Origin of the sequence: Myxococcus sp. CA039A, from assembly GCF_013336645.1 — a bacterium.
Taxonomy (GTDB): Bacteria; Myxococcota; Myxococcia; order Myxococcales; family Myxococcaceae; genus Myxococcus; species Myxococcus llanfairpwllgwyngyllgogerychwyrndrobwllllantysiliogogogochensis.
This window is the reverse complement of sequence record NZ_JABUMQ010000327.1, coordinates 1-12,672: the sequence shown is the minus strand read 5'-3', so window position 1 is coordinate 12,672 and position 12,672 is coordinate 1. Positions and strand designations below refer to the sequence as shown.

The following is a 12,672-nucleotide window of genomic DNA, read 5'->3' as shown; positions in this document are numbered from 1 at the left end:
GGGGCGGGATGGGGACTTCGGAGGAGCGCGCCTCGGCCAGCTCCTTGGCGAGCCACGCGAGGCCCTCGTCATTCGGGGCGAGGGTACTCGCGCGTGTCGCCAGCTCGCGTGCCAGCTCCAGGCGTCCCGCGCGGAGGTGATGCTCGGCGGCCACGTTCAGCATGGCTGGCGCCTTGGGGGCCGCCGCGAGTCCCGCCGCCACGGCTTTCTCCAGGGGTGCGGTCGCGAAGTTGAAGCCCGGCAGGGCCTGCAGCGCCCGCGCATAGGCTCGCAGCGCGTCGGCGTATCGGCCCAGGCCCGTGAGTGCCACGGCCCGCAGATGGTGGGTGACGGCGAGGTCGGGAACGGCGGCGAGCACCGCGTCCGCATCCTCCAGCGCGCCCGCATACAAACCCCACCGCACGCGCGCCAGTCCTCGCGCATGTCGTGCGCTCAACAGGTCGTGCATCGCGAAGAGCCTTGCCTCCCAGCGCGCGCGTTGCTCGCCCGCTGCCTCGGGCAATACCTCGGCTCCCACGACCGCGAAGGCCAGCGCATCCAGCGTTCCGCCTCGCTGCTCCAGGGACGCCGCCGCTGCCTTGAGTGCCCCCGCGCGGTCGCCCTGTGTGAGCAGGCAGTCCGCCACGACGAGGGCCGGATCCAGCGACGTGTCATAGAGAGCGCCCCGATAGCCCGCGGCCTGTGCCGCCCTCGCCGCGTCGAGCGCCTGCTCACAGTGGCCCGCTCGCCGCGCCAGCTCCGAGGCGAAGTAGAGGTCCATGGGCGTATCGAGCCCGAGCTTCTCCACGGACAGCGCTCCGGAACGCTCGGCGACGGCGGGTGACTCGAAGGGGACACCGCGCAAGGCTCGGCTGAGCGCGGTGAACGGATGCGCTGCCTGGAGCTGTTCGAAGGCCCGCGTTGCTTCGTCATAGTGGCCCGCGCGCAGGGCCTCGTTCAGCGCGGTGCCCGGGCTGCCGACCGCCTCGGTGCGTTCCAACATCCGGTCCACGTCACGGACGAAGGGAAAGAATGACGGCAGCGCCAGGCACAGCGCCAAGGCCGCCACGCTGGCGCTCAACACGCGAGGCTGACGTCGCGATTCGAACATCGCGACGGCGAGGGCGCTCGCGAGCAGTGCCCACGCGGGTAGGGCGGCCACCCGATAACGACTCACCACGTAGAAGCCCACGGCCAGCGCGGTGCTCGCCGCGAGGTACAGCACGACGAGACCGATGGGCCGTCGCCGCGCGAACATCACGCCCAGCCCCGCGAGTCCCAGCAGCCCGAGGACCTGGGCATTCAGGAGCGGCAGGCCCGCGAGTCCCGCCTCGGCCCGGCGCACTTCGACCAGGTCGTGTCCCTCCGGGCCGAAGAGGAAGAACGCCAGCTTGCGACCGAAGAGGCCCAGGAAGGTGCCCGGTTCCTCCAGCGCGAAGTTCAGCGTCTTGCGCATCCAGTACAACTCGGTGCGAGTGGGGGAGAGGTCTTCACCTGCCTCCGCGCGAGCGAACTGGCGGTAGAGGCTGTGGGCGTGGTCAGGCCGCTCGGGAGAGCGGAGCTGGGCCTCGTACTGCTTGATGAGCGTGGGGGGCTGGGCGCCCAGGCCGGTGCCCTCGGGCCGGTTGCCCATGTGCAGCACCGCGCCCGCGCTCATGGTCGCGCCGAGATGCGAGCCCACCGTCGCGCGGATGACCTGCGCGGGCAGCCAGGAGGAGAACAGCCCCGTGACGAGCAGCACTCCGGCCACCTTGAGGCCGGTGCGTCGCGCCGCGTGCCGGGTCTCCCATAGCACCCAGCCCGTGGCGAGGACGAGGATGGCGAGCCCCGTGGGGCGCGTCGCCGCGGAGAGTCCGAGCAGGACGCCCGTGCCCACCAGCCAACGTGTCCGGAAGCCAGGCCTCGCGTGGGCGAGCAGCGCGAGCGCGCCCAGGTTGAGCACCATCACCAGGAGGTCCGGCTCCAGGGTGGCCTCATAAAGCAGCACCGGCGTCGTCACCGCGACGAGCGCGGCGGCGAGCAGGCCCACGGCTCGCGACAGCAGTCGGGCGCCGAGCACATAGACGGCGATGAGTCCGAGGGCGCCCGCGAGGCTCTGGACCCACCGCAGCGCAGTGGGGGACAGCGCGACGTTGAGGAGCAGGTAGAGCGGGCTGAAGTCCGCGCCCTGCTCGGGGAGCATCCGGTCCGTCATCAGCAGGCGAGCACTGTCGGGGTACTTGGCGAACATGCTCCCGGGGAGCAGCACCAGCCCCAGCGCGACGTGCGCGACGCACAGCACCAGCAGGACGAGGGGTAGGAGCCCACGGGGGAAGGGGCGGCTCAAGCTCACGGGGGGACCATACCGGATGTGCCTGCTGGAATCGTCGGCGCTCGCCTGGTCGGGTGGGGGGCGAGAGGTGGTGTGAAGGGGCGCCGCTCCTGCTCATGGCCGGACCGCATCAGAGCCCCCCTTTGGCACGGAGCCTGGTCAGCTCGTTGCTGGCCGAGCCGTCGGCGCGGTGGCTCGCTGGCCGACCCCCCCAGCGGGTCGGTTCAGGTTGCCTTCAGCGCGGCCATCGCCATCCCAATACGACGAATCAAACGAGGAGCTGGACCATGGGCTATCGCATCGAGCGTCCTGCGGAGCTGTTCGAGTCCGTTCGCTACAACACCAAGACGACCCCCGACCTTCGCGGGGCAATGCGGAAGAAGGTCGAGGAGCTTGAGAAGCGCATCGCAGAGCGCGAAGGCCGGCTGCAGCGAATTCGCGACGAGTACCAGATCGACCCCGAGCGTCTGGCCACCCTGGTCATCCAGTACCAGAACAAAGAGTCTGATTTCGTCTCCTACCAGGCTCAAGGCGGCTCTCCCCGTGACACCGTCGTGCCCGCTGGGGTCATCGCCAACATCATCCGTGAGCGGGAGATGATCGACTCGGAGCGAGGTCAAATCCGCAAGCTGGAGCTGGTCCTGCGGAACCTCCCCGAGTCGGAGCTGTACAACGACCCCAGGACGGGAGAGGTCAAGAGCCGGCAGCCGTTGCATCAGCTGACGGATGACGAGCTCGAGTACCTCGGGTTCTGAGTCGGACGAGAAGTGGGGGCCCCCGGACATTGCCCGCGCGAACCCTGGCGGAAGCGGTTACGGTCCACGACATATGGCTCGTATGCGCGCCGTGGATCAGCCGCTCCGTCGTGATGTCCGCCTGCTGGGGCGACTGTTGGGAGAAGTGCTCGTCGAACAGGAAGGGCAGGAGCTGTTCGACCTGGAGGAAGAGGTGCGCCGGCTGGCCATCCAGCGGCGGCGTGGCCCGGTGCCGGGGCGACGTGCCTCCGCGGCCGAGCTGGCGGACATCCTGAAACGTCTGCCCCTGGAACAGGCCGAGCCCGTGCTTCGCGCCTTCTCGGTCTACTTCCAGCTCGTGAATCTGGCCGAGCAGCACCACCGCATCCGCCGCGCCCGCGCCCATGCTGGCGCCGAGTCCCCCAGTCCCCAGCGAGGCTCGCTGGAGGCGACGCTGCTGTCTCTCAAGGACGCGGGCATTTCCGCCTCACGCGTGCGCGAAGCGCTCCGACAGATGAAGGTGACGCTGACGCTCACCGCGCATCCCACGCAGGCCGTGCGCCGCACGTTGCTGGAGAAGCTCTACCGGATGGCGGGGCTGCTGGAGGAGCGGGACCGCTGCGAGCTGACCCCGCGCGAGAGCGCCGACAACGTGGAGTCGCTCCGCGAGGAGATCACCACGCTGTGGCAGACGGACGAGCTGCGCCGCGAGCGGCCCACCGTGGGCGACGAGGTGAAGAACATCCTCTGGTACGTGGAGGAGGTGCTCGCCGAGCAGCTCTCGGAGCTGCCCGAGGTGCTGGAGTGGGCCTTCGAGCGCGCGTACGGCGAGCCGCTCGGGCAGGTGGACACTCCGGTGCGCGTCCACTCGTGGGTGGGCGGGGACATGGATGGCAACCCGCTCGTCACGCCCGAGGTCTTCGGCGACACGTTGCGCGCGCACCGGGCTCGCGGGCTGCGTCTCTTGATGCAGGGCCTGGAGCGCCTGGGAGGGATGCTCTCCCAGTCGGACCGACACGCGAAGCCGTCACAGGAGCTGCTCGCCTCGCTGGAGCGCGATGCGGCGCAGCTTCCCGAGGCCGAGCAGCGCCTGGGGCCTCGTACCGTGGGCGAGCCCTGGCGTCGCAAGCTGCGTTTCATGGAGGAGCGGCTGCATCAGGCGCTGCGCCACGTGCTGGCCCAGCGCACCGGCGACGCGGGGCCGATGCCCGAGAGCGCGTACCGGACGCCGGAGTCTCTGCTCTCCGATTTGGACCTGCTGGCGCGCTCACTGGTGGAGGCGAAGGCCGGCAACGCGGGGCTCCGACAGGTGCGACGCATGCGCGAGCGGGTGTGCGCGCTGGGCCTGTCCCTGGCCGAACTGGAGGCCCGTGTTCCGGCCGAGGACGCGGTGAGCGCGGCGGCCTCGCTGGAGCCAGGTGGGCCCGCGCCGTCGGAGGGTGGAAAGCGCCTGCTCGCGGTGCTGGAGAAGCTGCGCGAGGCCCAGGCCGAGGCGGGAGAGCCCGCCTGCCGCACGCTCATCCTCAGCATGGCCAGCACCGCCGAGGACGTGCTCGCGGCCTTCCGCTGCATCAAGCATGCGGGCCTGTGGGACGCGCGGCGGGGCTGCGCCACCGTGGACGTGGTGCCCCTGTTCGAGCAACTGGGCGCGCTGGACTCCGGACCGGACGTGCTGCGCACGCTCTTCGCGCATCCCGAATACCGCAAGCACGTCGACGCGCGGGGCGCGCAAGAGGTCATGGTCGGCTACAGCGACTCGGGCAAGGAGGTGGGGTTGCTGGCCGCCAGCGCCGCGCTCTACCGCGCGCAGGTGGCGCTCACCGAGGCGGCGCGCGAGGCGGCGGTCCCGCTGCGGCTGTTCCATGGACGAGGTGAGTCGGTGGCTCGCGGTGGTGGCCCGGCGCAGGAGGCCATCCTCGCGCTGCCTCCTGGCGCGGTGGCGGGGGGCTACAAGGCCACGGAGCAGGGCGAGGCGCTGGACCACAAGTACGCGCGCCCGGAGCTCGCACGCCGCACGCTGGAGCTCATCGTCGGAGGGGTGTTGCCGCACCTGCTGGATGCGCAGCCGCGCCCGTCGCCGGAAGACGAGAAGGAGTTTCGCGCCGCGTTCGACACGCTGGCCGAGACGGGCCGCGAGGCGTACCGCGCCCTGGTGTGGGACGACCCCCGGTTCCTGGAGCTCTTCACCGCCGCGACGCCGGTGGAGGAGATCTCCGCGTTGCCCATCGGCTCGCGCCCCAGCAAGCGCAAGGCGGGAGGACTGGAGACGCTGCGCGCGATTCCGTGGGTGTTCGCCTGGACGCAGAACCGGGCCATCATCCCCGGCTGGTACGGCGTGGGCTCCGCGCTGGAGGCGTTCGCGAAGGAGCCCGGTGGACCCGCGCTGCTCAAGCGCATGTACCGCCAGTGGCCCTTCTTCAAGGCCGTCATCGACAACGTCACCATGGTGCTGGCCAAGTCGGACATGGCCATCGCGGGCCGGTACGCGGCGCTCGCTCCCGCGTCCACGCGCCCGCTGTGGCGGCTGATTCAACAGGAGCATCGGCGCACGCGTCGGCAGGTGAAGCGGCTGACGGGGGAGGCCCGGCTCTTGGACCACAACCCCCAGCTCCAGCGCGCCATCTCCCTGCGCAACCCGTACGTGGACCCGATGTCCTTCCTCCAGGTGGAGTTGATGCGCCGCAAGCGCGAGAGCGCGTGTGACTGCGACAGACCCCTGTTGCTCTCGCTCAACGGTATCGCGGCCGGCATGCGCAACACGGGTTAGTCTTTCCGGGAGGAGGCGTCGGATGGCCAGGGACACATTCACGGTGGAGGACGTCAACCCGAAGCACGGCTTCGCGCGGCTGCGTCCGGACTCGGGCGAGGGGCTCTTCAACGCGCCGCTCTATCCGGAGCCGGAGTCCGGCGCGCCGCCCTTCCAGCTTCGCAAGGGAGACCGGGTGACGGGGCTGCGCCGGGGCCAGGCCGTGGCCGACGTGGCCTGGGTGTCGCGCGCGGAGCCTCCCTACGAGCTGGTGGAGCGCATGGGCGAGCTGCTCGCGAAGCTGGAGCCGTGGGAGCTGAAGGTGCCTGCCACGGCCATGGAACTCGCGGAGCATCACTGGCGCGACAGCCGAGAGGACCCGTTGCGCCAGGAGCTGTTGTCCCAGCTCCCGACGTTCTTCGACTTCGAGCTGTCGCATCCGTTCAAGGACGGCGCGCTGCTGGAGCGACTGGAGGCGGCCATGCAGCCCTACCTCCCGGGCTTCGCCGTGAAGCCGCTGCAAGGGCGCAACGCCTTCGTCGTGGACCCGGGCGCCGTCGAGGTCGAGGTCGGCGAGGGTGACTGGGATGCGCCCGCGAAGACCTTCGCGCCCTTGCTGCTGCGCGTGAATGCACAGCTGGAGGCCGCGGGCGCGCCGGTGCGCTGGGTGCCCGCGGAGAACGACTGGCTCCTGCTGCCGCCAGGGCTGGCGGAGCTGCTCGTCCTGCACGGCGTGCTCGGTCCTCGCTGAGCCGCCGCCGCGACGCGCGCGGCTACAACTGGCCGCGCTCGCGCAGGGTGCGCACCACCTCGGTCGCCATCACCCGGTGGCCATCGGTGCTCGGGTGGATGCCGTCCACGCCCAGCCCTTCCAGGTAGAGGTGCACGTTGCCCGTGCGCCTCATCACCGACTCCAGGTCGATGACCTCTGCGCCCGTGCCTCCGGCGCGCAGCCACGCGTTGAAGCTGAGCCGCTGCGACTTCACGTACTCATAGGCGCCGTAGTTCGTCTTCTCCTTCGGCAGCAGCGTGCTCACCCAGACGTGGCAGAAGGGCTCCAGCCGCTGCACCAGCAGGAGCATCCGCGTCTCCATCTGCTCCTCCGCGCCCTCGTCGCCCAGGTCATTGGTGCCCAGGAGCACCAGGCAGTCGGTGATGCCCTTCACCGCGAGCACCTCGTCGTCGAGCAGCATCAGCGCGTCGTAGAAACCCTGGCCGCTGACTCCCGCGTTGACCACGGGCACGCCCAGCTGCGACTCCACGAGCGCGGGCCACGCGTTGCGCGTGTCGTTGCGCAGGTCGACGTAGCCCTCGGTGATGCTGTCGCCCATCGCCAGGAAGGCCCGGCCCGTGGGGCCCTCCACGTCCACCGTCGCCACGCCCACGGAGCGCTCGAAGGCCTCGCCACCGAGCGCCTCCGACGCCTGGGAGTGCGTGCCGACCCGCGCGAAGCTGCCGGGAAACGCGTTGATGGCGCTGGCCGCCAGCGCGCCGCGAACCTCGAAGGTGATGGCCAGGTCGTCGCGGAACGTCACCGGAAAGGTGAGCGGGTCCGACCTCACCAGGGCGCGAGCGCCCGCGGTGAAGCCCGGCTTGCCCTCGAAGCTCAGGGCCACGGGCGTGGACACCAGCGAGCCGTCCGCGCCGGCCCGCGCCACGGTGGCGCGCTGGAGCGTGAGCGCTCCGTCACCCGCGCGGAACGTCACCTGGATTCGCTCTCCGGCCCGCGCCACCGGCACCCGCATGCGGAACGTGGTGACGCTGCTCACGGAGTAGGACCAGCGCAGGGCCTGATGGAAGCCGGGCTGGAAGCTCACGGCCGGCGGTGTCGGCTGCGCGGGCGGGGGCGCGGTTCGCACCTGCCCCTCGTCGTTCAGCACCAGCGGCGGTGCCACCTCCACGGACGCATCCGGCGCATTCGAGGTTTCATTCTGCTCCTGAGAGGGCTCTTCCCACACGGGGTCTTCCGCGTTGCTGGGAGTGCACGCCCATTGCGCACCGCCCACACACGCCAGGACTCCGAGCCACGTCCGCCACATTCGCATCGTCGCTCCCTCCCGAGGACGCACGATGCTCACCGCTCATTCCCGCGACGACCACCCGACACACGCGCAAGGCCCGAGGCGCGCGGCGCACGCCTCCCTGGTCTCCGGGCGAGACGGAGCCGCGAGTGTCCCTCGCGTGCGCATTCGCCGCCCTTGCGTGGCCTCGCGGCGTCCACTCAGGGCAACGGAGTTACCCCGCGTGGGCACTCCGCTTCAGGGGATGCATGCGCCCACACCGGGATTGTCATTCAGTGGACGACACGTCCCGGCGGTACAGGCGGGAGTGCCCGAGGGCCGGCACAGCGGCCGGCAGTTGAGCCCACGCCCCGTATTCACACACGCGCTGCCCGGCGCGCACTGGTTGCTGAAGTCGCACGTCTCGCCCGTGCCGCGCGTGCCGCTGCCCGCACAGACGGGGCCCGACGAGGCCGGATAGCAGCTCAGCGGCGCGGTGCAGCCCTGGGCGAAGGGGTCGCACGCCTGCGAGCGCGGCCCGCACAGCAGCGGCAGCTCCGACGTGCCCGCGAGCCGCAGCACCGTGTTGCACTCGCCCGCATCCCCGCACTGCGTCGTCGCGTGGCACAGCCGGCGACAGAAGAAGCCCGTGCCGCCGTCGTCCTGCCGCTCGTCCTTGCAGAACAGGCCCGCGGCGCACGTGTCGTATTCGACGCCGCCATCCGTGGGCGCCAGCGTGCACCGCGCGCCCTCCGCGCTCGCACCCGCCTCCACGCACCGCCGCTCCGTCGTCGCGCCCGCGCTCACGTATGTGCAGCGCTGACCCTGCGCACAGTTCTGCTGGACGACGTCGCATGCCGCCGCGAAGCACCGGCTGCCCGTCTTGCCGCTCCCCAGGTCCGCGAAGTGGCAGCTTTGGCCCGTTCCACAGCCTTCCTGCCTTGCGACGTTGCATGCGAAGTCAGGGCTCGGCCCGCCGTCTCCCGGATGCCCGCCGCCATCCGGGTCCCCCGGCACCCCGGAGTCTTCACCGTTGGGCGCGGGCTTGTTGTCATCGTCATCACATCCAGGCGCCAAGAGCGCCAGGAAGAGGGTCCCCGTCAACACCGCGAGCCACGCGCGCATCCCACGCTCCCGAATCGAAGTCAGCGGGGACTTACCTGATGGAGTTCATTCGTGGGGGCCCACTTGAATCGTGCCTGGAAAGCAGCGGACACTTGCCGGATGACCGATGCCCAAGGGGTGGCTCGGCGCGTCAGAATCCCTGAGGTTGGGATGGCAGCGGGTCGCCAGCAGTGGCCAGGGGGTAGCGGGTGCACATGACTAGCAAGGTGGCGGAAGCAGAGATGGCACCAGGAGATCCTTCCGCGTACGCGAACCGTCGCACCGATGAGCGCGTGGCGGCGAAGTTCGCGGTTCGTTTCGAGCACACGGAGGACGCCGCGCGAGCGCTGCGCGTGTTCTCCATCAACGTGTCGGCGGGCGGCCTGTGCCTGCGCACGCGCAAGGCCTACGACGTAGGTTCGCAGGTGCGGCTGTCCATGGACATCGCGGGCGAGGAGTTCCACCTCAATGGCATCATCGCGTGGGTGCGCGATGAGGAGGAGGCCATTGGCGTGCGCTTCACGGACGTGAGCGACGAGGACCGCGCGCGGCTCCACCGGGTGGTGGAGAGCTTCAAGAAGCGCTGACGTCCGGTGGAGACACGATGGAGCCGGCCCTAGTGGCGGCCCTCTGTCTCCACATGGCGGAACACGCCCGCATCGATTTCGGAGAAGCCGCACGCCGTATAGAAGTTGCGCGCCTCCGGGGTGATGGCCATGGGCGAGACGAGCTGGAGCTGACGGGCGCTGAGCACCTTGCAGCGCTCCAGGATCTGCTTGATGAGCGCGCGGCCCACGCCCCGACGCCGCCAGGTCTCCGTCACCACCAGCTCGTCGATGGTGGCCACGCGTCCGCGCAGCCGCAGCTGCGGCCGGTGCGAGAACGACAGCATGCCCACGGGTTTGTCCTGGGGGTCGCCCGCGACGAAGATTTCAATCTCCGGATGGCTCACCACCCAGTGCACGGTCTGCTGGTCCGTGCCCTGGGGATAGCCCAGCTCGCGAAGCAGCAAGGCCATTGCCTCCGCGTCGCCCCGACGGGCGCGGCGAATGCGAAAGGCGGGGGCATCTGTTCCCGCGGGGGTGACGGTCCGGACGATTGGCTGTGACAAGGCAGTTGGGAGTCTAACGAAAGGGCCGCCGCTCCTCCAAAGAGGAACGGCGGCCCGGAACTTTCCGTGGTGCGGGAACCACGGCGTACTTGTGGGTGCGACGCTTACGGCTGCTCGCCAGCAAGGGAGCGCAGGGCGTCGGTGATGTCGTTCTGCTGGGGCACGGAGGCCATCTCCAGCGTGTCGGCCAGGCCGATGCCGGGGACGAACTTGCCGGCCACGAGGCGGGGCGGAGCGAGCAGCGAGTAGAAGAGCTCCTCCACCGTGCGGCGCAAGAGGTGCTCACCGAAGTTCGTCACCTCGGTGTCCTCGTTGACGAACAGGACGCGGCCCGTCTTCTGGACGGAGGTCTTGATCATCTCCCAGTCGTAGGGCCACAGCGAGCGCAGGTCGATGACCTCCACGCTGATGCCCTCGTCGGCGAGCGTCGCCGCGGCGCGCGCGCACAGGGGCAGGGTGCGGCCGTAGCTGACGACGGTCAGCTGCGTGCCCTCGCGCAGGAGCTTGCCCTTTCCAATGGGAATGGCGAACGCCTCCAGCTCCGCGGGCCACTGGGGCTTCCACTGCGAGCGGTCACCCAGGGGCGCGTCGATCATCTTCGACAGCGCGCGGTCGTCGTCCGGCTCGCCGGGGATGCGCTCGTCGCCCTTCACGCGCAACAGCGCCTTGGGCTCCAGGAACATGACGGGGTTCTGTTCCTTGCACGCGGAGATGAGCAGCCCGTACGCATCCAGCGGCGTGGAGGGCATGACCACCTTCCAGCCGGGGATGTGCGTCATCGTCGCGTCGAACGAGTGCGAGTGGTAGATGGACCCGCGGATGCCGCTGCCCACCGGGGTGCGCACCACCATGGGCAGGTTCCAGTCGCCGTTGCTCGCCCAGCAGGTGTTGCCCGCCAGCTTGAGCAGGTCGATGGTGTTGTAGACGTAGTCGCAGAACTGGATCTCCGCGACGGGCCGACCGCCACCCAGCGAGATTCCCATGGCCGCGCCGATGATGCCGCGCTCGTCCAGGGGCGAGTTCCACGCCGTCTTCAAACCCTGCGTGCAGGTGAAGACGCCGCCGAGCGGAGCGCCGACGTCCTCTCCGAAGATGTCCGTCACGCCGAGGTTCTCCTCGGCGTAGTGGAGGGCCATGCGAATGGCCTGTGCCATGTTGGCCATGGGTTACTTGTCCTCCGCGAAGATGTGCTTCCAGATGGTCTCCGGGGCTGGCAGCGGCTCGTCCCGGGCGATGCGGGCGGCGGCGGCCATGTCCTCGGTGTAGCGGTTGCGCAGCTCGTCCATCTGCTGGCGCGTCAGGACGCCGTCGGCCTCCAGCCGGGTCTCGAACTGCTTGAGGCAGTCGATCTCCTCGGACACGTAGTTGGCGCCGGACGCGGACGAGTGGCCGTACAGGCGCGACACGTTGGCCTCCAGGAGGAACGGCTTGCGCTCGGTGCGCACGTACTCCATCGCCTCCTTCAGCTCCGTGTACGCCTCCACCGGGTCATTGCCGTTGATGGTCTTGGAGCGGATGTTGAACGCCTTGCCGCGCTCGCTCACTCGCGTTTCGCCGTGCTGGCCCTCCGCCGAGGTGGAGATGCCCCACTTGTTGTTGGTGACGATGATGAGCACCGGCAGCGGGTTGGCGGGGCGGCTGCTCCAGATGAGGCAGGTGGCGAAATCGCCCTCGGCCGTGCCGGCGTCGCCGCCGGTGACGATGGTGATGGCGTCACCGCCCACGCGCTTCTGCATCATGGCCGTACCCGGTGCGATGGAGTACTGGACCTCGATGGGCGAGCTGACGGGGGCCACGTTGTACTTGCGCAGGGAGAAGTGGCCCGCGAAGTTGCGGCCGCCGGAGTACGGGTCCGACGCCGTGTTCTTCATCTGCCGCAGCGCGCCGATGGGCTCCTCGCCCAGGGCGAGCAGCGTGCCGGACTGGCGGTAGTGGGCGTGGAGGTAGTCGTACTCGGGGCCCTGGCCCTTCTTCATCAGCAGGCCGAGCGGGACGTTGAACGCCTCCTCACCGGGACCGCCAATCCAGAAGTAGCCGTGGCCCTGCTTGTACATCTGGATGAGGCGCTCCTCGAGGACGCGCGTTTTGACCATGAGGTCGTGGATACGAACCAGCAGCTCCCTGTCGAGCGGGAGCGGCGCGGACGATTCTTTGATGAGTCTGGGTCGAGACACGCGCGGGCTTCCTCTGGCTGGAGGGGACGCCCCTATAACCCGGATGCGCCCCCTTTTCTCAAGCGTGCAGATGGCCTCCTGTCGGCCCCCTGGTCAAAGGGCGCCCGGTGGCGCGGCGCGGCAATCAGCCTTGCTCATCCAACTTAGGAGTGGCGGCCCGTCGCAGGGCCGTGACGCGGTCCGTTAGCTCCCCGTCGGCGCCGGCTCGCACGGAGATGGTCTCCAGCGTCTCGTCGGACAGGTTCGCGGCCCGAGGCCCCGAGAGCAGCGCGGTCAGCTCCGGTGTGCGTCCGGCCTCCAGCAGCGCGAGGACCAGGGCATGTCCCGTGTGGGATGAGGGCGTCCGGGAGAAGGCCTCCTGGAGGGGCTTCACCGCCAGGGTCGCGAGGCCGCTGTCCAAAAGCAGCTGTCCCACCGCGGCCGGGTCATGAGGGGCCTCCGGCCCGGTGTCCTCCAGATCGGGACGTCGGGCGAGGACGGGGGCTTCCGCGGTGGTGGCCATTTCGTTGGCGG

10 protein-coding genes and 1 pseudogene are annotated in these 12,672 nt (G+C 69.9%); 4 read left to right on the top strand and 7 right to left on the bottom strand.

The features are described from left to right. Positions 1-2,311: glycosyltransferase family 39 protein (locus tag HR086_RS38085; protein ID WP_174468081.1), on the bottom strand; the 2,311-nt coding region annotated here is incomplete at its 3' end. Positions 2,312-2,577: 266 nt separating this feature from the next. Here HR086_RS38085 and HR086_RS38080 point away from each other — a divergent pair. The 3 genes from HR086_RS38080 to HR086_RS38070 all read left to right on the top strand — a co-directional run bounded on the left by HR086_RS38080 (position 2,578) and on the right by HR086_RS38070 (position 6,521). Then, positions 2,578-3,045, top strand: a complete 468-nt coding sequence (locus tag HR086_RS38080) for a hypothetical protein (protein WP_174455715.1) — start codon at positions 2,578-2,580, stop codon at positions 3,043-3,045. Positions 3,046-3,118: 73 nt separating this feature from the next. After that, complete coding sequence (locus HR086_RS38075) at positions 3,119-5,791, top strand: phosphoenolpyruvate carboxylase (RefSeq protein ID WP_174468080.1); 2,673 nt, start codon at positions 3,119-3,121, stop codon at positions 5,789-5,791. A 22-nt stretch (positions 5,792-5,813) separates the two neighbouring features. Then, the gene (locus HR086_RS38070; protein WP_141648399.1) at positions 5,814-6,521 is read left to right on the top strand and encodes a hypothetical protein; all 708 of its coding nucleotides are present in this window, start codon (positions 5,814-5,816) and stop codon (positions 6,519-6,521) included. A 22-nt stretch (positions 6,522-6,543) separates the two neighbouring features. On the opposite strand, the gene HR086_RS38065 is transcribed toward HR086_RS38070, so the two are convergent. Together HR086_RS38065 and HR086_RS38060 are read right to left on the bottom strand one after the other, a co-directional pair. Continuing rightward, positions 6,544-7,815, bottom strand: coding sequence for a GDSL-type esterase/lipase family protein (locus tag HR086_RS38065; RefSeq protein WP_174468079.1), 1,272 nt, complete (start codon positions 7,813-7,815; stop codon positions 6,544-6,546). 213 nt (positions 7,816-8,028) lie between these two features. Next, a complete protein-coding gene (locus tag HR086_RS38060; RefSeq protein WP_141648397.1) occupies positions 8,029-8,895 on the bottom strand; it encodes a hypothetical protein in 867 nt (288 codons plus the stop codon). A 194-nt stretch (positions 8,896-9,089) separates the two neighbouring features. On the opposite strand from HR086_RS38060, the gene HR086_RS38055 reads away from it, so the two are divergent. Further along, a complete protein-coding gene (locus tag HR086_RS38055) occupies positions 9,090-9,461 on the top strand; it encodes a TIGR02266 family protein (protein WP_141648396.1) in 372 nt (123 codons plus the stop codon). A 29-nt stretch (positions 9,462-9,490) separates the two neighbouring features. On the opposite strand, the gene HR086_RS38050 is transcribed toward HR086_RS38055, so the two are convergent. From HR086_RS38050 to HR086_RS38035, 4 genes and pseudogenes are all read right to left on the bottom strand, one after another. Then, on the bottom strand, positions 9,491-9,892 hold the full coding sequence (locus HR086_RS38050) for a GNAT family N-acetyltransferase (protein WP_246137774.1): 402 nt from the start codon (positions 9,890-9,892) through the stop codon (positions 9,491-9,493). A gap of 197 nt (positions 9,893-10,089) precedes the next feature. Then, the gene (locus tag HR086_RS38045) at positions 10,090-11,148 is read right to left on the bottom strand and encodes an alpha-ketoacid dehydrogenase subunit beta (protein WP_174455711.1); all 1,059 of its coding nucleotides are present in this window, start codon (positions 11,146-11,148) and stop codon (positions 10,090-10,092) included. A 3-nt stretch (positions 11,149-11,151) separates the two neighbouring features. Next, positions 11,152-12,159, bottom strand: a complete 1,008-nt coding sequence (locus HR086_RS38040; protein ID WP_141648393.1) for a thiamine pyrophosphate-dependent dehydrogenase E1 component subunit alpha — start codon at positions 12,157-12,159, stop codon at positions 11,152-11,154. Positions 12,160-12,283: 124 nt separating this feature from the next. Continuing rightward, a pseudogene (locus tag HR086_RS38035) lies at positions 12,284-12,672 on the bottom strand (hypothetical protein); the annotation flags it as partial.

Excerpts from the sequence above, each read along its gene's own strand:
- HR086_RS38065 (WP_174468079.1), bottom strand. The coding sequence starts at position 7,815 with ATGCGAATGTGGCGGACGTGGCTCGGAGTCCTGGCGTGTGTGGGCGGT.
- HR086_RS38075 (WP_174468080.1), top strand. The coding sequence starts at position 3,119 with ATGGCTCGTATGCGCGCCGTGGATCAGCCGCTCCGTCGTGATGTCCGC.
- HR086_RS38045 (WP_174455711.1), bottom strand. The coding sequence starts at position 11,148 with ATGGCCAACATGGCACAGGCCATTCGCATGGCCCTCCACTACGCCGAG.
- HR086_RS38080 (WP_174455715.1), top strand. The coding sequence starts at position 2,578 with ATGGGCTATCGCATCGAGCGTCCTGCGGAGCTGTTCGAGTCCGTTCGC.
- HR086_RS38055 (WP_141648396.1), top strand. The coding sequence starts at position 9,090 with ATGACTAGCAAGGTGGCGGAAGCAGAGATGGCACCAGGAGATCCTTCC.
- HR086_RS38070 (WP_141648399.1), top strand. The coding sequence starts at position 5,814 with ATGGCCAGGGACACATTCACGGTGGAGGACGTCAACCCGAAGCACGGC.
- HR086_RS38050 (WP_246137774.1), bottom strand. The coding sequence starts at position 9,892 with ATGGCCTTGCTGCTTCGCGAGCTGGGCTATCCCCAGGGCACGGACCAG.
- HR086_RS38060 (WP_141648397.1), bottom strand. The coding sequence starts at position 8,895 with ATGCGCGCGTGGCTCGCGGTGTTGACGGGGACCCTCTTCCTGGCGCTC.